We start from the raw sequence: 22,200 nt of genomic DNA on the forward strand, positions 1-22,200 counted from the left end.
GACTTCTGATTAGCACCAAGTGCACAGAACAAAAAAGAAAGAGAATAAAATGCGTAAGTTCAACAAGGCTCTAGTAGTTCCCGCCGTTGCCCTGGCCCTAACCCTAGGCGCCTGCTCCAGCAGCACCGAACAGAAGGCTGAAACCAAGTCCGCTGACGGCAAGGAACTAACCACCGTCGTCGTGGGTGCTTCCCCCGTTCCCCACGCCAAGATCCTAGAATACATTCAGGAAAACCTGGCTGAAAAGAACGGCCTAAAGCTAGAAATCAAAACCTTCGATGACTACATCCTGCCCAACGAAGCACTAGCTTCCAAGGAACTAGACGCCAACTACTTCCAGACCGTTCCTTACTTGAAGACCCAGAGCGAAAAGCGCGGCTACAAGTTTGAAGCTGGTAAGGGCGTCCACCTAGAGCCCCTAGCGGTTTACTCCAAGAAGCTAAAGGCTGTGGAAGAACTACCTGAGGGTGGCAAGATCGGCATCATCTCTGACCCCACCAATCAGGAACGCGCCCTACGTCTACTAGCCCAGGCTAAGCTCGTGGAAATCCCTGCCTCCGGTGAAGTTAACGTCAACACTGTAAAGAAGCTAAAGAACTTCGAATTCGCCGAGGTCGCTGGCCCGCAGCTAGCTCGCTCCCTAGACGACGTTGACCTAGGCGTACTAAACGGTAACTTCGCTCAGGAAGCTGGCCTAGCTCCTAAGAAGGACGGCCTGCTAGTGGAAGCCACCGAAAACAACCCCGCCTCCAACCTACTTGTATGGCGCGAAGGCGACAACAACCCCGGCGTGCAGAAGCTAGAAGAGCTACTACACTCCCAGGAAGTCAAGGACTACATCGAAAAGACCTGGGACGACGGTTCAGTTATCCCGACCTTCTGATTCGCAGTTGAGTAACTAAAACTTAGGCAAGTTACTCAAAACCTCAATCCGCTAAACCAGTCGCCCTTTTAACAGTCATTCGGGGCCGCCGGTGAAGCACGGGTAGATGTTCGTTTGGGCCCTAACCGGGTAATCCGGTCGGGGCCCAAACACTATTTGAAAACTGTTGTCATGCCACACGTGTGCCATTGCAGAATCAAAAACATGCTTGTTTCTGGCTGGTTGGTAGCTTTTGTGTCGGGGTGCGATTTTGAGTAACTGGCTTAATCGCAACAAAAATCCCGTGTTATCGCTGATAACACGGGATCACTGGCGGAAGCGGAGGGATTTGAACCCCCGGAGGCTGTGACACCTCACAACATTTCGAGTGTTGCACCTTCGGCCGCTCGGACACGCTTCCTTAGGCCAATATCCTACCAAATATGCCGAATTATCCACAAACGCTATAAACGCGATACCTGTCACCGGGACGATAGTGATAGGCAGCCCACTAAGAGAATGGGTGGTTTTTTACAAAGTGCCAAAAATATGACTCTGAACCTAGCGCTTGAAACAAAATCGCGATACCTTTAAGTCATGCGTTTGATTGAAGTAAACCACCCCCTCGTTGACCACAAGCTCACCACTCTACGTCGGAAGGAAACCCCCTCTGCGGTCTTCCGCCAACTAGTCGATGAGCTAGTCACCCTACTAGCCTACGAAGCTACCCGAGAAATCAATGTTGAAGACGTCAACATCGTGACCCCCGTAGCTCACACCACCGGAAAGCGCCTAGCCGAACCCCGTCCGATCGTGGTTCCCATCCTGCGCGCCGGCCTAGGCATGCTAGACGGCATGACCCGCCTCCTACCCACCGCTTCCGTGGGCTTCCTAGGCATGAAGCGTGACGAAGTCACCCTAGAGATCGACACCTACGCGAACCGCCTACCTGAAGACCTCTCAGGTCGTCAGTGCTTCGTGGTAGACCCCATGCTGGCCACCGGTCACACCCTAATCGACGCCATTAACTTCCTACTAGACAAGGGCGCTAAAGACGTCACCTGCGTGTGCATCCTGGCCGCCCCCGAAGGCCTCAAGACCCTAGAAGAAGCCGTTGGCCACCGCGCTAACGTCACCGTAGTGGTCGCCGCCGTAGACGAAAAGCTAAACGAAAATGCTTACATCGTCCCCGGCCTAGGTGACGCTGGTGACCGCCTATACGGGATCGTCGACTAAGCGTCAAGATCGCGCAAACCTACGCTCAAAAACTAGGTAAGCGCTAACCCAATACCAATAGTTTGGGCCCCGTGAAAGATCAATCATGATCTGCCACGGGGCCCAAACAATTTCTAAAGCATAAAAACCGGAAAGGTAGAATCAGCTAACCTCAGGCCGGCGCAGCCTCAGTCGCGGCCGGGTCCGTCAACAATCGTGAACACGACTCATAACGACGGGACGCATCCTGGGCAACCTGATCGGCCGTCAACCACATGAGGTCGTAGTTCTGTGCACCCGGAATCCGGCCACCCGGCAGGGGTTCACCCTCCACGTTCACCACTACCTGTGCCTGGAAATACAAGTCACGAGTCGGCTCTGAACGCAGTACGAAAGACGGCACCGCGATTTCGGTAGGCACCACCGTGTAGGTGAAGATTCGACGATCCTCACCACGCAGGGGAGCGCGCAACTGAACCGTATGGCTACTTTCCGTGCCACCCGCAAAACCGGCCACCACAGCAGTTTCAACCCGCGACTTAATGCCCTGCTTCTCTAGGGCCTTACTGACCTGCAGCAGGGCCGGCTGAGCCTCATTAAGCATGAAGTTATCGCAAACCTGAGCGTCCGGGTAAGCCGTAGCACGCGAAATACTCTGCGACCAAGTCAAGCCCAGTTCTGCCAGCGGATCGGCAGGGGCTTCCTCGGCAACCTCGGAAAGCGGATCAACGTCCGTCTGGAAAGTCCGCACCAAAGCAAACATCAACAGGTAAAGCACAAACGCAAAGGGCAAACCCATAACGATTGTGGCTGACTGCAGGGCCGGAATCCCACCCACCAGCAGCATCGAAATCGTCAGCAGGCCAGTTACCGCCGCCCAATAGATGCGCGACCAAGCCGGGCCGTCCACGTTCGCGTCCGTGATCTTAGCGGTAAAGTTCGCCATCACTAGGGCCGCCGAATCCGCACTGGTTACGTAAAGTAGCAAACCAATCAAGGACGCTAAGCCAGCCACGAAGGTTGCCCCCGGGTAGGCGGTCAGCAGGTCATAGAAGGCGCGCTCGGGATGATCAATCGCCAACTGGCCGAACTCGTGGTCACCATCAATCACGCGGGCCAAAGCGGAGTTACCAAAGATACTCACCCAACCCAGGACGAAGATAAAGGGAACGCTCAGCGTGCCCGCGACGTACTGACGCAGCGTACGACCCCTAGAAATGCGCGCCAAGAAGAGGCCCACGAAAGGTGCCCACGCAATCCACCAAGCCCAGAAGAACAGCGTCCAAGCGTTCATCCAGTCGGTGGGATCCGTATAGGCATAAGTATCAAGTGTCAGTCCCGGCAGGCTGGACAGGTAGTCACCAATATTCATCACGAGGGCGTTCAGCAAGAAACGCGCCTTACCCGTTACGAACACGTAGAAGACTAGGAAGATCGCCAGTCCCACATTCAGTTCAGAAAGGCGCTTAATGCCCTTGTCCACGCCCGAAACCGCGCTGACAGTAGCGACGATAACCGCAATGGAAACTAGGGCAATCTGTGAAGACATGCGTACCGGCAAGCCGAACAGTAGGTACAGGCCGTAGTTCAACTGAACCACGCCAATCCCTAGCGAGGTGGCCACACCGAAGATCGTGCCTAGCATCGCAGCCACTTCCACCGTGTCACCCAAACGGCCATGAATACGGCGACCTAATAGGGGAGCCAGGGCCGAACGAATCGACAGGGGCAGGTGGAAACGGTAAGCGAAATAGCCAAAAGCTAAACCCATTAGGGCGTAGATAGCCCAGCCGGTAATGCCATAGTGGAACAGGGTCAGAACTACCGCGTTACGGGCAGCCTGGGCCGCCTGGAGGGGGTCGGTGCCGGGGGCGGCACCACCCGGGCCGGTAGGTGGCTCATAGAACTGGCTGACCGGTTCGGCCACAGAGAAGAAGAGCAGGTCCACACCAATGCCGGCAGCAAACAGCATTGAAGCCCAAGCGTAAGAGCCGAACTGTGGTTTGGAATCGTCCTCGCCTAGGCGACGCTTACCGTATTCGGAAAGGCCCACCCAGATCATAAACACTAGGACGATCGCAGCAGTGAGCACATAGAACCAGCCCATGGTGCCGGCGACATGGCTGACTACCGCACCTAGGGCGGTGGCGGCACCAGTGGGGGAAATAATCGCCCATCCGGCAATCAGGAAGATGATTACCGAACTGGTCACGAACACGGGCCAGTTAACTGCTGTGGGTCTCTTCATAGGAACTAACCTTACCGGAGTGCCCCTAAAAGGCCTTCACTTACGCGCGGGGAAGCATAAACGCTTCACGAGGGTGCACGAAGAGTATCTCCACTAGGCAACAAGACTTTCCTTAGCGGCATGAACCCCTTTTAAGCTGGGATTGCTGGCAGGGGTGACGGATTAGTCTTCGACCTTCGCCGGGATCTGCTGGCGGGACCAAGCCGCAAAAATAGAGCCGGAAACATTGTGCCAAACTGAGAAGATAGCACCCGCTACGGCGGCCTCGGGGGACGGCACGAAAGCCTTCGCCAAACCCGAAGCCAGACCCGAGTTCTGCATACCCACCTCGACGGTCAAAGCAGAACGGTCACGACGGGACAGTCCCGTAGCCCAACCAACTAGCTCGCCTAGGGTCATGCCAATCAGATTATGAATCACCACGGCCGCGAAGATTAGCGGGCCAACTGACCATAGGGAAGCAGCCGAACCGGCCACCACGGAACCAAGCACGATCGCAATCGTCAAAGCAGAAGCCACAGGAAGGATCGGTTCGATCTTCTTTACCAGCTGGGGCAACAGGGCCCGCAGGGTAGAACCGGCTAGGACCGGCAGTAGGACTACCTTGGTAATCGACCAAACCATGGCCCAGAAGCCAACCTTAATGTGAGTGCCTGCCAGAAGCAGTACCCACATGGGCGTCAAAATGGGGGACAGCAGCGTCGAAACGGTAGTCATAGAAACCGAAAGCGCCACGTTTGAGCGAGCCAAGTAAGCGACCACGTTAGAGGCGGTACCGCCCGGGCAAGAACCGACCATAATCACGCCAATGGCCAGTGCAGGGGGCAGGTTCAACATACTGGCCACAGCCCAGCCAGCCAATGGCATGGCAATAAACTGAGTCAGCACCCCAATGGTCAGGGCCTTTGGGTGCTCCAAAACCGTCAGCAGGGCGCGCGGGCGTACTGTCAGACCCATGCCGAACATGATGACGCCCAAGAGCGGCAGAATATAGGGTGAAACGGGGGAGTAAACGGCGGGCACCAGCCAGCCTAAGGCTCCGGCAAAGACTACCAGTAGCGGGAAACCTAGGGCGGACACCAAAGGGTTGGGCTTTTTGCTCATAAACGTCTTTCTGCGATGAGGTTAAATCAGGCAAAGAGAATAGCACTAAAAGATTTTCAGAATCTTATAGTTGGGGGATTTTTTAAGCAGTATCACGCTTAAAAATTCGACTGCTCAAAGTGGGGCAGTTGGGGAACCTTACTTAGCTGGGGTCGCGGCCGGGCTAGGTGTGCCCGGGGTTCCTTCGGGGCTTTGCTTCTGCTTGAGCTGTTCGTTCTCTTGGGCCACAAAATCCGGGTCGATCGGGGCGCAGGCTTCAGGCACCTGCAACTTCCGGTCATTGGCTAGGTTCTTGTATTCCTCTGCGGTTAGGACCTTTTCGTAACCGTCACCAATGAGAAGTTCTAGGGTTTCGGGATCCCCAAAGTTGGTGGGGATTAGTTCCACACTGCTGCCGGGAATCAAGGTGGCCAGGGAGTATGCCTGCCGCACGGCGTGGACCGAGGCGCGGATCTTACCGGCGTTATCGACGGTCAAAGAGGAGTTGCCAACCTTGCCGACCTTCACGCCCAGGGCTTTAAGAGCGTCCGCGGTGGTGTTTGCCAAACCGCGAGTCTCAGTCGCGTTAAGGACATTGACCTTAATTGCCGAGGGCGGTGCGGGCGTTTCCCCCTTCGGGATACAGGGGGCCTGGTAGTAGGTGGGCTCATAGGGCTTGTGTTTGAAAGCCGGATCAATGGGGGCTTTTAGTAGGCCGCCAGTGATGAGCAAGCTGATGACTAAAACTAGGGAAAGGAACCCAATAATGGACAGGTAGGTAGCTGACCGGGTGCGAGCTAAGCGCTCCCGGTAAATTTCGCGTGGGGTTAAATCCTTTTTAGTCACAAGGTTTAGGTTACTTCATTTCGGGGATTTTTGGGAGCAGAATGTGGGTCTGCCCGCTTGGGGGACCTGCTTCGCGCGTTTTTTGTTTGCCTAAGATAGGGTTATAGCTATGGATTCTGTAAATCGTGGGCGCTATTCGTCCTCGGCTTTTGCGGCCGAGGATGACGAGTGGTACCCAAAACAGGAATCCACCCCTAGGCCCGCCGGCCCCCATCGGGCTGTCCGAAAACGTGATTACCTACTGCGTTTTTCCAAGGCTTTTATGGGCTTTTTGGGGGCGGTACTACTCTGGTATACCGCCGTTTTAACACGTCCCGGCCAGATCCTGGATGCCTTCACTATGGAAGCGGCCGGGGTTTGGGATGGTCAACTTTGGGGTGTTGACGAGGTCGTCCTGTTCCTAGTTTCAACCAAGATGATCGTGATTGTGGCCATCCTGGTGGTAATCATTACTTTTTGGCGTCAACGCTGGGAACTGGGCTTACGTGCGCTGGCGGTCATGCTGCTCACCATTGGGGTAGTGCAGCTACTTAAGCGTTACGTTTTTTGGCGCCCCGCTTTTGGGGTCACCTATGCGCTACCGAACTCTTACCCCTCTGGCCATACGGCGGCGGCAGCGGCCGTGAGCGTGGCGGCAGTAATGGTGGTAGCCCGTCGTTGGCGTTCTTTCACCGCCTTCCTGGGTGCAATTTGGGTTTCTACGGTGGGAACCGCGACTGTAATTAATGCTTGGCATCGTCCTTCGGATGTGTTGGGTGCGGTCATGATTGCGGGCGCCTTTGGCCTTCTGTTTACTCCCCTAGAAGCTTCCCGAGGACGCACTTGGGGTGATCTGCGTATGCAGCACTTCCTAGGGGTTGTTGGCTGGGCCTTCTTTATTTTGGGTTTGGTTAGCTCTGTCTTGGTGGCGATGATGATTTGGAATCAGTTTGGTTTTTCTGGTTCTGAAGTGTTGGTGGCGCAGATTTTCCGGCAGGCGCATGCCGGTGGTGCGGTGGTGCACTTGGCGCATCTGGCGGGTTTGAGCTTGATTTTGGGGCTTGTGTCTTTGGTGCTGCGGTCGGTAGATAAGCTGGTTCAGTAGGGACCCAAGTCCCTACCTGGGCACTATATCTTGTGTTTTTTAAAAACACGCCCCACTAGATGCTGTGGTGTTGGTGTGTCACGCGCCAATATGGGTTTTGCGCCGCCAAAGCCAGACGACGTAAACCCTGACCAAAACAAAAAGCCAAAGGAAGCACCGTGACTGTCTCTGCGCCCTCGTCAAAACTGGCCACCCAGCCCGGCAAAGAAGCCGAAAACCTAACCCTGCTACGTCAGCAAGGAACCGCCCCCGCCCGTAAAGTCACCATTGACCCGATCAGCACCTTAAACGAATACCTAGACCGTAGCGACTGGCGCGTTAACGCCAACGCCAACCAGGGCTACTCCCTGGGCGGCATGATGCTCAATACCTCCGGGAAGGTCGTGGCTAACTACTGGCTAGAACAGATCTACCCGCAGGAAGCCGGTCAGGCACACCGTCAGGGTGATATCCACATTCACGACCTGGATGTCTTTGCTGGTTACTGTGCCGGCTGGTCCCTACGCCAGTTGCTAGAGCAGGGATTTAATGGCGTGGCCGGAGCGATCTCTTCCGCCCCGCCGAAACATTTCTCTTCTGCCGCCGGTCAGATTGTCAACTTCCTAGGCACGCTGCAGAACGAATGGGCGGGCGCGCAGGCTTTCTCCAGCTTCGATACCTATATGGCCCCCTTCGTGCGTTTGGATAACCTGAGCTATGACCAGGTCAAGCAGTACATGCAGGAACTGATCTTTAACCTGAACGTGCCGTCCCGCTGGGGTACCCAGACCCCCTTCACGAACCTGACCTTCGACTGGACCTGCCCCGCGGACCTAGCCGACCAGCAGCCCCTGATTGGTGAGGAAGTCATGGACTTCACCTATGGGGAACTGCAGGCCGAAATGGACCTGATTAACCGGGCGTTCATTGAGGTCATGACGGAGGGGGACGCTGACGGGCGCGTCTTCACCTTCCCGATCCCGACCTATAACATTACGAAGGATTTCGACTGGGATGGCCCGAACGTGCTGGCCCTGTTTGAGATGACCGCCAAGTACGGTTTGCCGTATTTCCAGAACTTTGTGAACTCCGAGTTGGATCCGGGCATGATTCGTTCCATGTGCTGCCGCCTGCAGCTGGACCTGCGTGAGCTACTGAAGCGCGGCAATGGGCTTTTTGGTTCGGCCGAACAGACCGGTTCGATTGGCGTGGTCACGGTCAACATGGCCCGCCTGGGTTACCGTTTTGCCGGGGACGAGGACGCTCTGCGCGCCGAACTGGACCGCCTCCTCGAATTGGGCAAGGTCACTTTGGAGCTCAAGCGTGCCGAGATTGACCGTCACCTACAGGCGGGGCTATTCCCGTACACGAAGCGCTACCTAGGTTCTTTGGATAATCACTTTGCCACCATTGGGGTTAACGGCATGAATGAGATGGTCCGGAACTTCACCGGGGATGTCTACGATATTGCTGACCCGCGCGGGCATGAGATGTGTGCGCGCCTGCTGGATTTTGTGCGCGAGAAGCTGGCACAGTTCCAAGAGGAAACCGGTCACCTTTACAACCTTGAGGCCACTCCGGCAGAGGGTACGACCTATCGTTTCGCTAAAGAGGACCGGGTGCGTTTCCCGGGAATTTTGCAGGCGGGCACGGATCAGAACCCGTATTACACGAACTCTTCGCAGTTGCCGGTGGATTTCTCTGCTGATCCTTTCCTAGTGCAGTCCATGCAGGAAGAATTGCAGACGAAGTACACGGGTGGCACGGTTTTGCACCTGTACATGGGGCAGCGGGTTTCTAGCGCGGAGGCCTGCCGAGAGCTGGTTCGTCGTTCTTTGGCTAAGTTCCGTTCCCCGTACATTACGATCACACCGACCTTCTCTATCTGCCCGGTTCACGGCTATGTTTCGGGCGAGCACCCGCACTGCCCGAAGTGTGCCGCCCAGGGTCGCGAGGTTGAGTGTGAGGTTTGGACTCGCGTGATGGGCTACTTCCGTCCGGTTGCTTCTTTCAATATCGGTAAGCAGGGCGAGTTTGCGCAGCGCCAGTATTTCGAGGAAGCTCGGGTACCGGACCTGCCGGCGGCCGCCCAGGTGGCCTAGAGTTGTCTGGATCTGATTTACGGATTGCTGGTTTAGATCCCTTCTCAATGGTGGATTGGCCGGGGAAGTTGGTGGCCACGGTGTTCCTTCAGGGCTGCCCGTGGCGCTGCGCCTACTGCCATAATCATCAGATTTTGGATCCTAGACAGCCGGGACGGGTCAGTGTCGAGGAGCTTATGCAAGTCGCCCAGAGTCGCCTAGGTTTTCTGGATGGCTTGGTATTCTCTGGCGGAGAGCCGCTAATGCAGGGCAGTGCCTTGGAGCGGCTTTTGCCTGAGTTTAAAGTCATGGGCTACGAGCTGGGATTGCACACGGGTGGGGCTTTCCCTAGAGCCTTGCGGTCTCTGTTGGCGGCTGGCTGTTTGGACTGGGTGGGGCTAGATGTTAAGGCGCTACCACGCGACTATCCGCGGGTGGTGGGACGCCCAGCCGCGGTGAAGACTGCCTCGGTCGTTGCTGAATCCTTGGAAGCCTGGTTGGAGTCGGGTATTGCTGGAGAGGTGCGGGTAACCGTCTACCCCGGGGGTAGTGACTGGCTGACCCTGGTGGAAGAATTACTAGCGCAGGGAGTCCCCGCCTTGGCCCTTCAGCAGGCGCGGGCGGTTGGTGCGGCCGCCGGGTTTCAGCCCCTTGTGGACCGAAAGTTTGTGGACCTAGCGGCAGCGGCCCAAGAACTGGCAGACCAAGCGGGAGTACCTCTAGAGGTTAGGCCCGCCGCTGCGTAAGACCCTTGTGACGCGCATCTTCTAAAGGATAGCGGTAGGCTATGCAGTGTTCTGGCCAGAACCATAAATGCTTTAAAGGAGCTTTTTGATGTCACCGAATGCCGAATTTGATCGTCTGGCGAGCTTAGCGGCTGATCCCAATGTGGACCTAACCCAGCTACGCGATATTGCGGCTGCATACCCCGGTCTGCGACCCACCATTGCCCTAAACCCGGCCACCTACCCGGACCTACTGCAGTGGTTGTCGTCCTTGAATGACCCGCAGGTCAACCAGGCTCTTATGCAGCGTCAGCAGATGATCAATGCTGGCACCTTTGGCATGCAGGGTGTTACCCAGGCGCAGAACGCCGCCCAGGCAGCAGAACCGGTTTACTCGAACCCGGCTGACCGTCCTGACCCGCAGGATTCTTCGGCTCCTCAGCCGCAGTATTCCGACCAGGGGATGGCTGCGGGTGCCGCGGGCGCGCAGGGCGCCAGCTCTGGCGCTGAAGCCCGGGATGGTTTCACCACCCAGACCGCCCCGGAAGGTTTCGCCGTTGCTGAGGCGCAGGAAGAAAAGAAGTCTCACGGTAAAGCCGTCGTGCTCATCCTTGCTTTCCTACTAGCAGCTACCATCGTCGGTATTGTGGTGTCCCTGTTTACTGGGGTCCTTACCCTAGGTGGCGGGGCGAACGATTCAAATTCCAAGGGTACGGTGGCAACCGCGGAAAAGACCGTAAGCGAAGACGAATCCAAGGATAAGCAGGAGCCCACCCAAGAAGCCCCCGAACCTACTAAGGAAGCCCCCACCGTGGAAGCCCCGATTAAGTTCCCGGCTCCTAGCGGTTCCGTGATTGCCCCGGCATTCAGCTCTCCCAGTGGCAACATCAGCTGCATCATGACCGAAGATGTCACCTACTGTTCGATTCGTGAACGTGACTACCTTAAGGAAGGCGCTGGCGCCTGTAATGGGGTCTTCGGTTTGCGTATTAATAAGGAAGGCGACGCGCTACAGACCTGTAACGATGAGCTAGCCAAGAAGGTGCAGCCCAACGCCCCGACCCTGGTCTATGGCACTTCCGCTGCTAACCAGCACTACGCTTGTACTTCTGACCCGGCCGGTATTTCCTGCTGGAACCTACGAACCGGCAAGGCCTTCACTATGCGCCGCGCAGATTTCGCCACCGGTATTCGCTGAATCTTAAGAAGTTAGGCGGTCTGTTTTGAGACTCGAAAGAGCCTCTAACAGGCCGCCTTCTTAATTCTGTATCTGCAGACTGAGATTCTTATATAGTCTCTGTTAAGTCTTTTGAGAATTTTTATTGTTATTAGGATAGGTAAAAATATTGAGTCAACAATCGATTCTATTGGGTAAACCGATGAGCACCGACAGGCTTTCTTCAGCTGTGGCTGATCCACAAGCTATGGAGGGACTTAGAGGATTACTCCAGGAATACACTGAAACTTCTCTTAAAGAACTGCTTTCTGCTGATGCTTGGGAAGCATGGCAATTGGAAATCCCGATGCCCGCTCGCAAGGAGTTAGCTCGTCTGCTGGTTGAGCTGCCGGATAAAGTAGTGGTTTTGGGGGCCCTGTTTGCTTTTCGAATGGCCGTGCCAGAAAACTTGGTGCGTGAAACCCTAGGGGAAACGATCACCTTAGAAAAACTTGTCGACTGGGGTCTAGTTAAGGTACAGGCGGGGCAGGTGCAGAGTGGTTTTGAAATGCGCCCGTATGACTTTTCTAATGAGGTTGATACTGAATATGTTGAGTCGGGGGTGGCTGAGTTCTGGTTCTTAACTGATTGGCCTAGTAGTCAGATGGGCTGCCCACTAGAACCTAACCATGTGATGGGGATTGGAGGGGCAACCCGTTCCCTCTTACGAATTACCCCCAGAGGCTTTATCTCCAGAGTGCTTGATATCGGTACTGGATGTGGGGTTCAAGCGATAGTGGCAGCTCGACATGCTGATCGGGTGGTAGCAACTGACATTTCGACACGTGCCTTGCAGATTGCTGCTTTTAATGCCGCCTTAAATGGGGTGGAAATAGAACTGCGCCAGGGGTCCATGCTTGAGCCGGTTATTGAAGAAAGTTTCGATTTAGTTGTCACGAATCCCCCCTTCGTTATCACGCCTCCTTCACAGGAGCCTGTGATGGAATATCGTGCGACAGGGAATGAGGCGGATCAGCTTATGACTACTCTCATTAGCGAACTTCCGAAAGTCTTAGCACCTGGAGGTCAGGCGGTATTGCTTGGAAACTGGTTGCATCTCAATGAAATCCCTTGGGATGAGAGACTAATGGGGCTTGTGCCCACTGGCATAGACGCCCTCTTTTGGCAGCGTGAGGTATATTCTCCGAGCCAGTATGCTCAGATGTGGTTGCGTGACGGAGGGAAAGTTGTCTCCCTTGATCAGCAGACAACTAGTCAGTTTATTGACTACCTTGACTATTTCCGTCATATCTCAGTTGAGGCGATAGGTTTTGGCTATATCACCCTACGTCGTCCCCTTCATGGGCGCTTAGGTTTCCAGATGTCGGAACAAATCTCCCAGTGGGCACCGCCAACTGCGAAACAGGTTCAGAGTTGGTTACAGTCGGTACAATTCGCCAGCGATCATGGTTTCTTGGGCGAAGAAGGTCTAACAAGCGAAATTTTGACTTCTGATATAGTGCTGGTGAAAAATCCAGAGGTAGTTGAGGTTCGATACTTCGATCCCGGGACGGAAGACCCGAGAATCTTGGTTCTGCAGTCTTCCTGGGGGCATAAGATACAGGTCGGGCAGGTTTTTGCAGGCTTTTTTGGGGCTTGTGACGGTGAACTTACCTGTGCTCAGATTTGTGCAGCTTTGGCTGAAATCCTTGAGATTAGGCTCGAAAGTATTAGGTTTGAATTGCAATCAACGTTAGCTGCAACATGGTTTAATGGCTTTTTTATGTAACAAATTGTGTTAATCGTTACCATAAGGCCTCCAACTCTATCAATTGGGGTTTAAAACCGATAGGCTGGTGAAACCCTAATTTTGAAAAGAGCACTGGAGAACTATGAAAAGCAGGAAAATTGCCGCATTCGCAGCGACTACCGCACTGTTGGTCGCTGGCCTGACCCCTTGGGCCCAGGCAACCAATGCTGGTAGTAAGAATGGCTATACTCCCATTGGCGAATGTTCAAGCCAATGGCAGGCCGAATCGGTCCTAAAAGCGGACCTCACCAATGATGATCCCCGATACCCGAACTTGATGGTTGATTATCACTCCGGTAAGACCGCACATTATTCAAATGGCGGCTACATTCAGGAAGTTCGTCCTGAATACGGTTACGGCCTCAACAAGTCCGGACCCGGTATGTTCGAACTTAACCATTACTACTATGGTTCTGGCAAGTCTTTTACTCAGGCTTGGCGTATCCCGCTAGCTACTGATTATTTCATTCCCAAGGGCACTCGTATTCTAATTAACCTTCCTTCTGCTGAACTTGGCTTCGGTAACTGGAAGTTTGATCCCAAGATGGGTGACTCGGCCTCCCGGTCGCTGCCTGACTATATGGCACTCTGGGGAAAGCCTTACACTAACTACACTTGGAACACCAACCGGGTCTCAGGCCAGCTAACTGGCCCGAACACTGTAGTGGTAACCCTAAATAAGGATCTCAAGCCCGGTGAAGCTACCATGTTTGGTGTAACCGGTACTTCCGTCCTTGCAGATGGCCAAGTTCCTGATATTAATCAGTACTTCGTTGCCAAGGCAACCATGAAGTACAACATTGATCCCTACACCAACGTTGACGATCAGGGGAATGCTTACCCCGTTCCGAACAACACCGATGGTTCTGAGCGCTGTAAGCCGCTACCTCCCTCGACCCAAGTTCCTGATTTCCCGCAGGTTCCTAAGACTAATGTTTGCCAGCACGTCCTACTAGGCCGTACCGTATGGGGTCCCTTCAGCAAGGATATTGACAACCGTATGAAGTTCACCGGTGATTTCTCCGGTAAGAACATTCAGATTGGTGAGGTAAACGCTGATGGTTGGGGCGTTGACCGTAAGGTACCAGTCGACCAGCAGACCCGTTGGCTACGTGTTTACGGAGCAGTCGACAATGACATGATCGGTGGTACTTACACTGTTAAGGCCACCCAGGGCGGTAAGTTTGTTGCTGCTCCTGGCTCGGTAAACTCTCCCGCTGCAGGTGCCTTGGGTACTAACGGATACAAGCAAGCTGTTAAGGGCCTAGGAACTGTAGATATTTCTGAGGACGGTACTAAACTAACTCTAAAGATTGATGAGATGCCCGCTGAGTCTGGTTTCTCCTTCAACGTTCAGTTCAAGATGGATGGCTCTAAGGATTCGGAAGCTCGTTACCTGCCGGTCGTCCTAGAACACCAGTTGCTGATTTCTGATAAGACCTGTGCTCCCACCACTGTTGAAGGTCCTTGGACTGAAAACAAGCCCAACTGTGAAAACCCTGAGGTTGAAAACACCCGCAAGGTAACCACCACTGAATACAAGTGGAACAACGACACCAAGGTCTGGGAAAAGGGAGAAACCACCGAAAAGGTTGAACCCCGCACCGATAAGCTAACTGAAGAAGAGCTAGCCGCGTGCCCGAAGCCGGAACCCGTAAAGCCTGAGCCCACCCCGGCTCCGACTCCGGCTCCGACCGTAGAGCCCACCCCGGCACCGACCCCGGCACCGACCCCGGCTCCGACTGCAGAGCCCACCCCGGCACCGACTCCGGCTCCGGTAAATCCTGAGCCTACTCCGGCACCGACCCCGGCACCGACCGTAGAGCCCACCCCGGCACCGACTCCGGCTCCGGTAAATCCTGAGCCTACTCCGGCACCGACCCCGGCACCGACCGTAGAGCCCACCCCGGCACCGACTCCGGCACCGGTAAATCCTGAGCCTACTCCGACTCCGGCACCGGCACCGGCTCCGGTAAATCCTGAGCCTACTCCGGCACCGACCGTAGAGCCCACCCCGGCTCCGACCCCGGCTCCAACCGTAGAGCCTACTCCGGCACCGGCTCCGGTAAATCCTGAGCCTACTCCGGCACCGACCGTAGAGCCCACCCCGGCACCGACCGTAGAGCCCACCCCGGCACCGGCACCGACTGCAGAGCCCACCCCGGCTCCTTCCGCTGAAAAGCCTGCTCCGGGTAACCCGGGTAACGGTACCCCGACTCTACCCATCACCGGTGGAGATAACGCTCCGAACCTGCCCATCACCGGCGGCAACAATGCTGGTCAGCAGGGTGGCAACTTGGCCCACACCGGTGCTGAAACTCTAATGCTAGGTGGCATTGCTGCTCTAACCCTGCTAGCTGGTGCTGGCCTAGTGGTTGCAGCTCGTCGTCGCCAGGCGTGAGATGCCTCGCTAAGTTCAACCGGGCCATAAACCCAAAGAACTAGCAAAATAAAGTGCGGCCGGTCCCAGTTATCAACTGAGGGCCGGCCGCACTTTTGCACCTAAAACGGTTCGTGCTATGGTTGCCATGCCCGAAACATTTTGGGAAACCCCCTAACTGCGCTAGGGTTAAGCGAAGAAATCCTCAAGATTTTAAGTAGAAGGAACTGATTTGGCTAAGAAGCTGGTCATCGTCGAATCCCCCGCGAAAGCACGCACCATCGGCACCTACCTAGGTGACGACTTTGAGGTCGAAGCCTCCGTCGGGCACATCCGAGACCTACCCCAGCCATCAGAACTCCCCGCCAACATGAAAAAAGGCCCCTACGGCAAATTCGCCGTAGACGTCGAAAACGGCTTCACCCCCTACTACGTCGTCGACTCCGACAAAAAGAAAAAAGTCACCGAACTCAAACGACTACTCAAAGAAGCCGACGAACTCTACCTCGCAACCGATGAAGACCGCGAAGGAGAAGCAATCGCCTGGCACCTACTAGAGGTCCTCAAACCCAAGGTCCCCGTCAAGCGCATGGTCTTCCACGAAATCACCCCCGAAGCCATCTCCCGCGCCCTAGCCAACCCCCGCGACCTAGACACCAACCTCGTAGACGCCCAAGAAACCCGACGCATCCTAGACCGCCTAGTCGGCTACGAAGTCTCACCGCTACTCTGGCGTAAAGTCCGCGCCGGCCTGTCCGCCGGACGCGTCCAATCCGTCGCCACCCGCCTAGTCGTAGACCGCGAACGCGCCCGCATGGCACACATCTCCGCCAACTACTGGGACGTCACCGCACACGTCGAAAAAGACCCCAAATCCCCCGTCTTTACTGCGCAGATCCGCACCGTAAACGGCCAGCGAGTAGCCGCTGGACGCGACTACAACGACCAAGGCAAGCTCACCCCCTCGGCCACCAAACGCGGCACCTTCACCCTTAAAGAAGCCTCCGCCCGCGGACTAGCCGAATACCTAGGTGACCAAAAATTCACCGTTGCCGACCTAGAAAAGAAGGAAACCAAGCGCCACCCCGCGCCGCCCTTCACCACTTCCACCCTGCAGCAGGAAGCCTCCCGCAAACTACGCATGAGCGCCCGCGACACCATGCGTACCGCCCAGTCCCTGTACGAAAACGGTTACATCACCTACATGCGTACAGACTCCACCGACCTTTCTAGCGAGGCCGTCACCGCCGCCCGCAAACAGGCCGCCGAACTCTACGACCCCCGGTACGTGCCCGAAAAGCCCAACCGTTACGGGAAGAAAGCCAAGGGCGCCCAAGAAGCCCACGAAGCAATCCGCCCCGCTGGTGACAACTTCCGCACCCCCGACCAGGTACGCAGCCAACTAACCCCCAGCCAGTTTGCGCTCTACGACCTCATCTGGAAGCGCACCCTAGCCTCCCAGATGACCTCCGCGATCCTAGAAACCGCGACCGTCACCCTCGAAACGCAAGTACCCGGGGACCTAGTTAGCGACCTCGAAAAAACCAGCGGGACCATGCCCGTCACCTTTGGCGCCTCCGGTACCATCATCAAGTTCAAGGGCTTCCTAGCCGTCTACGAAGAAGGCCGCGACGAGGAAGAAAGCAACGAACCCCAAGCTTCCTTCGGTTCCGAACGCCTACCCGACCTCAAGGTCGGCCAAGACCTACTAATCAAGGAAGCCAAAGCTGACGGGCACGACACCACCCCGCCCGCCCGCTTCACCGAAGCATCCCTAGTTAAACAGCTAGAAGAACTAGGTATCGGCCGCCCCTCCACCTACGCGGCCACCATCTCCGTCATTATGGACCGTGGCTACGTTATGCGCCGCGGACAAGCCCTAGTACCCTCCTGGCTAGCCTTCTCCGTCACCCGACTACTAGAAGACAACCTAGGCGGCCTAGTCGACTACGACTTCACCGCCCAAATGGAACAAGACCTAGACCAGATTGCCTCCGGTGAACTAAACGGCGCCAACTGGCTAGCCGGCATCTACCTAGGTGAAGGCGAAAGCGTCCGCAACGACCTACTACCCGGCGGCCTACGCAAGGAAGTAGAAGAACTAGGCGACATTGACGCCCGCGCCGTGAACTCCCTAGAGATCACCCCCGACATCACCCTCCGAGTCGGCCGCTACGGCCCGTACCTAGAAAAAGCCGACGGCACCCGCGCCTCCGTCCCCGACGACGTCGCCCCTGACGAACTCACCGCCGAAAAAGCCGTCGAACTATTCGAAGCCTCCGCTGATGATGGCCGCGAACTAGGTACTGACCCCGAAACCGGTCACGTCATCGTCGCCAAGAATGGCCGCTACGGACCCTACGTCACTGAGGTACTACCCGAACCGGCCGAAGGGGAAAAGAAATCCAAGGTCAAGCCGCGCACCGGCTCCCTGTTCAAGACCATGGATCTGGCCACCGTCACCCTAGAACAGGCACTGGCCCTAATGAGCCTGCCGCGCGAGGTCGGTACCGCCCCCGACGGGGAAGTCGTCACCGCCCAAAACGGTCGCTTCGGCCCCTACCTGAAGAAGGGCACTGACTCCCGCTCTCTAACCAGCGAAGACCAGATCTTCGACATCACCCTCGAAGAAGCCCTAGCGATTTACGCGCAGCCCAAGACCCGTGGTCGCGGCACCGCCAAGCCGCCGCTCAAGTCCTTCGGGGAAGACCCGGTATCCGGTAAGCCTGTAGTGGTCAAGGATGGTCGCTTCGGCCCCTACATCACCGACGGCACCACCAACGTCACTGTCCCGCGGGCCGAAAGCCTAGAAGACCTGACCGAGGAACGCGCCTTCGAACTCCTAGCCGAAAAGCGCGCCAAGGGACCGGCCAAGAAGAAGACCACCAAGAAAACTACGGCTAAAAAGACCACCGCTACTAAGAGCAGCACCAAGGCCGGCACTAAAACTGCCGCCAAGAAAACCGCTGCCAAAAAGTAACCCACCCGGGGAAGTAGCGGGAAACCGATAATCCCCAGGTGCGCCCTCGCCGCGTAGGCCAAGTAGCGGGGGAACAGTTAGACTGGTGTGCATGAGCCTAAGTATTCCCAACGTCACCGACCAAGCCGCCAACGGGCTATTCATTTCCTTCGAAGGCGGCGAGGCAGTAGGGAAAACCACCCAGATTCGGCTGCTCACCGAACAGCTCGAAAGCGAAGGCTACCAGGTAGTCAGCACGCGCGAACCCGGCGGGACTGACCTAGGTAACCAGCTACGTAACCTGGTCCAACACGGACCCGAGGACGTCAACCCCAAGTGCGAAGCGCTCCTCTACGCCGCAGACCGCTCATACCATGTGGCCACCAAAATCCGGCCCGCCCTAGAAGCCGGAAAAGTTGTCATCACCGACCGTTACCTAGACTCATCCATCGCCTACCAAGGTGGGGCCCGTGGCCTTGGCGAGGACGTTGAAAACCTCTCCCGCTGGGCCACCGATGGTCTCATGCCGCACGTGACCTTCCTGCTGGACGCCAACCCTGAAGACGTCCACTCCCGTCGTGACGGCGCCACCGACCGGCTAGAACGGGAGTCTTTGACTTTCCACCAGGCCGTCCGGGAACGCTTCCTAGAGCTAGCCGCTGCAGAACCAGGTCGCATCCTAGTGCTAGATGCCCTGAGCGACCCAGAAGCCATTGCTGCGCAAATCTGGCAGCACCTCAACGCCCGCCTAACCGACGGCCGTCATCAGCTGGTGAAATCATGACCGTCTGGGAAGGACTAATCGGGCAGCGGAGTGCCGCCGAAGAACTCGCCCGGGCCGCCCAGGGGGCCCGCTACCGACTCAAAGCCGCTTGGGGTGAAGAGCTGACCGGAGCGCAAGAAGACGCGCAACGAGCCATGACCCACGCTTGGCTAGTGACCGGCCCGCCCGGATCCGGACGCTCTAATGCCGCACTGGCCTTCGCGGCCGCACTACAGTGCGAATCTGACCCGGTCGGGTGCGGGCAGTGCGAACAGTGCCGCAGTGTCTTAGAAGGCCGGCACCGGGACGTACAACATCTAGCCACCGATAAGGTCATCATCTCAATCGACGACGTGCGACAGATGGTCATGCAAGCCCAGTCCGCCCCCGGAAATGGCCGCTGGCGCGTAATGATCATCGAGGATGCGGACCGCATGCTTACCGCAACCACCAATACGCTGCTAAAAGCTATTGAAGAACCCCCGGAACGAACCGTGTGGATCCTCTCTACGCCCTCGGTCCAAGACGTGCTGCCCACAATCCGTTCGCGCTGCCGCCTAGTCAGTCTAGTAGTGCCCCCGGCTGAACTGGTAGCCCAGCAGCTAGTTAAAGAAGGACGCGCGCAAGACCAAGAAGTGGCCCTAGAAGCTGCCCTAGCCGCCCAGTCCCATATTGGCCGGGCCCGCATGCTACTAGAGCCAGATAAGGCTGAATACCGTAAATCATTGCGTGCCCGACTCTCCCAACTGGTACAGGTCGATAGCGTGGGGCAGGCCCTGCAGATGGCAGCCCAGATTCACCAGCACGCGAAGGAACAGTCTGATGAGTTCCTTAGTGGTCAAGCTATTGAAGAGATTAACGCGCTCAGAAAAGCCCTAGGTGGTGAGGAAGGCGGTAAGGACACTCCCGCCCTCAAGTCTCAGATCAAAGAAAAAGAGGCTGACAATAAACGCCGGGCCGCACGTATCCTGCGCGATGAACTGGATAGCACCATGCTGGACTGTTTAGGTTTCTACCGGGACGTCCTGACCGTACAAACCGGTTCTCAAGTGCCCTTAGTGAACCAGGATCTAACGGCTTTGGTTAATCAGAGCGCACAGGAATCAACCACGGAACTGACCCTGCTGCGAATGGACGCTATCGCGCAGGCTAGACGCCGGATTAACGCCAATGTCGCGCCTCTAAGTGCCCTTGAAGCCATGGTGGTTTCATTCCTTCCGCCCTTCAAGGGTGGCGAAGTTTTTATATAATTTTCGGTTATAGACCGTGAAATCTGGCCCGAACCTCTGAAAGGGAGCCTCTTGAGCAATAGTAAAAAAGCAGCCGTATCGGTAGGTCGACCGCGTCTTGCTCGCCTAAAAACCCTTGGGGTCGTGGCATTTTTGGTCTCATCCTTGACTGCCTGCGCCAGTTTTACCGTCCCGCACGCCAGTAAACCCAAGCCGGCCCCGGTCGCTGGCCCGCTAGAAATGCCTGAACCCTCTTCCACCGAAGAGGTCCCGGATCAGCTCAAGAAGTTCTATGAGCAGAAACTAGTATGGGGATCTTGCCCCAGCGGGATTGAAACCACCGATTTAGACCACTGTGCTTCTTTTGAGGTCCCCAAGTCTTACGAGGACCCCAGCTTGGGCAATATTAAGATCCAGGCCTATATGCATGCAGAGAACCCGAAGGTGGGGGAAGCTATCTTGGTGAACCCGGGTGGTCCGGGTGGTTCGGCAGTGGACTTCGTTTCCAAGAACGCTGACTTTGTTTTCACCCGTGGGATGCGTAAGAAATTTGCGATTGTGGGGATGGATTCCCGTGGTACTCGCTGGTCCACTCCCATCGAATGCCTGACCGATAAGGAAAAGGACAAACTCCTAGAGGGGAACGGCCAGGACCTTTACACGGAGGCTGGTCGAGCAGTAGAACGATTCGAAGTTGCCGAACTGGGCCGTAAGTGCCTGGAACACAGCGACATGATCAAGTGGGTAGACACGGTGTCTGCCGCCCGTGACATGGACGTGCTACGACACCTGTTGGGGCAGGACAAGCTTAACTTCCTAGGTTTCAGTTACGGAACCCACCTGGGTGCCCAGTATGCGGACCTGTTCCCCCAGAAGGTAGGACGCATGGTACTGGACGGGGCAGTGGACCCGACGGTGCCTTTTGATCAGCTTTCTTACCTGCAGATGAAGGGCTTTAAAGCCTCTTTGCAGAACTTTGTTACCTGGTGCCAAAATACTGGTGACTGCCCGCTACCGGATGGGGAAGCTGGGATTGAAAAGCTTCTAGATTTTATTGAATCCCTGCAGCAGGCCCCGATGAGGGTCGGGGACCGGAAACTTACCAAGTCTTTAGCCTCTACCGCTATTTTTGGTGGGATGTACTCTCATCACTGGTTCCCGCGTTTGCGTCAGGCGCTTACCGCGGCAATCAAGGCACATGATGGCCAGTATTTGCTGCAGATGGCTGACCTGCTCAATGATCGGCTTGATGACGGCACCTATGAGGGAAACCAAGAAGAGGCTTTCATTGCGATCCATTCTTTGGACTACCCGGTTCAGGGTGACCAGAAGTCTTGGGAAGCTCAAGCTAAGAAGATGAAGGAAGAAGAACCTGTAGTGGCACAGTTCTTCGCCTGGGGTGACGCCACCCGGGTTGATTGGCCCGTTAAGTCAAAACGTACTGACCTTAAGCCTTTAACAGCCGAGGGGGCCCCGCCGATTCTAGTTATTGGCACCACCCACGATCCGGCCACGCCCTTGGTGATGGCCCAGAACCTAGCTAAGCAGCTTTCTTCTGGGGTTTTGGTCACCGTGGAAGGTTGGGACCACACGGCCTATTCCTCGCTAGGTAGTCCCTGCGTGATTGGCGTCGTGGATGGTTTCTTCCAAGAGGGTAAGGTGCCTAAGCCGGGACTAGTCTGTAAGTAGAACAAGGCTAGTTCCGTAGGCGAAATTGGGATAGGTATATTGGGTGAACCAGACTGTTGATCCAATAGCGAGTAAACCTTAAGAAGCCGGG

General features: G+C 56.1%; 15 protein-coding genes and 1 tRNA gene. 12 read left to right on the forward strand and 4 right to left on the reverse strand.

Going from position 1 to position 22,200, the window contains the following annotated elements:
* The first annotated feature begins 49 nt into the window (after positions 1-49).
* On the forward strand, positions 50-883 hold the full coding sequence (locus tag BSR28_RS05420; protein WP_073709573.1) for a MetQ/NlpA family ABC transporter substrate-binding protein: 834 nt from the start codon (positions 50-52) through the stop codon (positions 881-883).
* A gap of 310 nt (positions 884-1,193) precedes the next feature.
* On the opposite strand, the gene BSR28_RS05425 is transcribed toward BSR28_RS05420, so the two are convergent.
* Positions 1,194-1,283: transfer RNA gene (locus BSR28_RS05425), tRNA-Ser, on the reverse strand.
* A gap of 176 nt (positions 1,284-1,459) precedes the next feature.
* Here BSR28_RS05425 and upp point away from each other — a divergent pair.
* Positions 1,460-2,098 (forward strand): uracil phosphoribosyltransferase, encoded by a 639-nt coding sequence (gene upp, locus BSR28_RS05430; RefSeq protein ID WP_073709572.1) that lies wholly within the window; start codon positions 1,460-1,462, stop codon positions 2,096-2,098.
* Between the two features lie 151 nt (positions 2,099-2,249).
* On the opposite strand, the gene betT is transcribed toward upp, so the two are convergent.
* From betT to BSR28_RS05445, 3 genes are all read right to left on the reverse strand, one after another.
* Entirely contained in the window at positions 2,250-4,325 is a 2,076-nt protein-coding gene (gene betT, locus BSR28_RS05435) for a choline BCCT transporter BetT (protein ID WP_073713563.1), read from the reverse strand.
* A 162-nt stretch (positions 4,326-4,487) separates the two neighbouring features.
* Positions 4,488-5,429, reverse strand: a complete 942-nt coding sequence (locus BSR28_RS05440; protein WP_073709570.1) for a bile acid:sodium symporter family protein — start codon at positions 5,427-5,429, stop codon at positions 4,488-4,490.
* Positions 5,430-5,567: 138 nt separating this feature from the next.
* Positions 5,568-6,254 carry a LytR C-terminal domain-containing protein gene (locus BSR28_RS05445; RefSeq protein WP_073709569.1) on the reverse strand — a complete coding sequence of 229 codons (687 nt, stop codon included), beginning with the start codon at positions 6,252-6,254 and terminating at the stop codon, positions 5,568-5,570.
* A gap of 109 nt (positions 6,255-6,363) precedes the next feature.
* Here BSR28_RS05445 and BSR28_RS05450 point away from each other — a divergent pair, with 109 nt between their 5' ends.
* The 10 genes from BSR28_RS05450 to BSR28_RS05495 all read left to right on the forward strand — a co-directional run bounded on the left by BSR28_RS05450 (position 6,364) and on the right by BSR28_RS05495 (position 22,109).
* Positions 6,364-7,338 (forward strand): phosphatase PAP2 family protein, encoded by a 975-nt coding sequence (locus tag BSR28_RS05450; RefSeq protein ID WP_073713564.1) that lies wholly within the window; start codon positions 6,364-6,366, stop codon positions 7,336-7,338.
* 158 nt (positions 7,339-7,496) lie between these two features.
* On the forward strand, positions 7,497-9,419 hold the full coding sequence (locus BSR28_RS05455; protein ID WP_083563107.1) for a ribonucleoside triphosphate reductase: 1,923 nt from the start codon (positions 7,497-7,499) through the stop codon (positions 9,417-9,419).
* Between the two features lie 2 nt (positions 9,420-9,421).
* On the forward strand, positions 9,422-10,144 hold the full coding sequence (locus BSR28_RS05460) for an anaerobic ribonucleoside-triphosphate reductase activating protein (RefSeq protein ID WP_073709567.1): 723 nt from the start codon (positions 9,422-9,424) through the stop codon (positions 10,142-10,144).
* A gap of 88 nt (positions 10,145-10,232) precedes the next feature.
* Positions 10,233-11,321: a variant leucine-rich repeat-containing protein gene (locus tag BSR28_RS05465; RefSeq protein WP_073713565.1), complete on the forward strand. Its 1,089-nt coding sequence runs from the start codon at positions 10,233-10,235 to the stop codon at positions 11,319-11,321.
* Positions 11,322-11,469: 148 nt separating this feature from the next.
* Positions 11,470-13,068 (forward strand): methyltransferase, encoded by a 1,599-nt coding sequence (locus BSR28_RS05470; protein WP_125899211.1) that lies wholly within the window; start codon positions 11,470-11,472, stop codon positions 13,066-13,068.
* A gap of 103 nt (positions 13,069-13,171) precedes the next feature.
* Complete coding sequence (locus BSR28_RS09110) at positions 13,172-15,490, forward strand: hypothetical protein (protein ID WP_073713566.1); 2,319 nt, start codon at positions 13,172-13,174, stop codon at positions 15,488-15,490.
* 211 nt (positions 15,491-15,701) lie between these two features.
* On the forward strand, positions 15,702-18,449 hold the full coding sequence (gene topA, locus BSR28_RS05480; RefSeq protein WP_073713567.1) for a type I DNA topoisomerase: 2,748 nt from the start codon (positions 15,702-15,704) through the stop codon (positions 18,447-18,449).
* Positions 18,450-18,540: 91 nt separating this feature from the next.
* A complete protein-coding gene (gene tmk / locus BSR28_RS05485; RefSeq protein ID WP_073713568.1) occupies positions 18,541-19,212 on the forward strand; it encodes a dTMP kinase in 672 nt (223 codons plus the stop codon).
* Entirely contained in the window at positions 19,209-20,441 is a 1,233-nt protein-coding gene (locus BSR28_RS05490) for a DNA polymerase III subunit delta' (RefSeq protein WP_083563110.1), read from the forward strand. Before tmk ends, BSR28_RS05490 begins: the two co-directional genes overlap by 4 nt.
* A gap of 51 nt (positions 20,442-20,492) precedes the next feature.
* On the forward strand, positions 20,493-22,109 hold the full coding sequence (locus BSR28_RS05495) for an alpha/beta hydrolase (protein ID WP_073709369.1): 1,617 nt from the start codon (positions 20,493-20,495) through the stop codon (positions 22,107-22,109).
* Positions 22,110-22,200 lie beyond the last annotated feature (91 nt).

The organism is Boudabousia liubingyangii (assembly GCF_001907245.1).
GTDB classification, from domain to species: Bacteria; Actinomycetota; Actinomycetes; order Actinomycetales; family Actinomycetaceae; genus Boudabousia; species Boudabousia liubingyangii.

Coding starts and splice junctions, on each gene's coding strand:
- BSR28_RS05490 (WP_083563110.1), top strand. CDS start 19,209: ATGACCGTCTGGGAAGGACTAATCGGGCAGCGGAGTGCCGCCGAAGAA.
- upp (WP_073709572.1), top strand. CDS start 1,460: ATGCGTTTGATTGAAGTAAACCACCCCCTCGTTGACCACAAGCTCACC.
- betT (WP_073713563.1), bottom strand. CDS start 4,325: ATGAAGAGACCCACAGCAGTTAACTGGCCCGTGTTCGTGACCAGTTCG.
- BSR28_RS05420 (WP_073709573.1), top strand. CDS start 50: ATGCGTAAGTTCAACAAGGCTCTAGTAGTTCCCGCCGTTGCCCTGGCC.
- BSR28_RS05465 (WP_073713565.1), top strand. CDS start 10,233: ATGTCACCGAATGCCGAATTTGATCGTCTGGCGAGCTTAGCGGCTGAT.
- BSR28_RS05440 (WP_073709570.1), bottom strand. CDS start 5,429: ATGAGCAAAAAGCCCAACCCTTTGGTGTCCGCCCTAGGTTTCCCGCTA.
- BSR28_RS05450 (WP_073713564.1), top strand. CDS start 6,364: ATGGATTCTGTAAATCGTGGGCGCTATTCGTCCTCGGCTTTTGCGGCC.
- tmk (WP_073713568.1), top strand. CDS start 18,541: ATGAGCCTAAGTATTCCCAACGTCACCGACCAAGCCGCCAACGGGCTA.
- BSR28_RS09110 (WP_073713566.1), top strand. CDS start 13,172: ATGAAAAGCAGGAAAATTGCCGCATTCGCAGCGACTACCGCACTGTTG.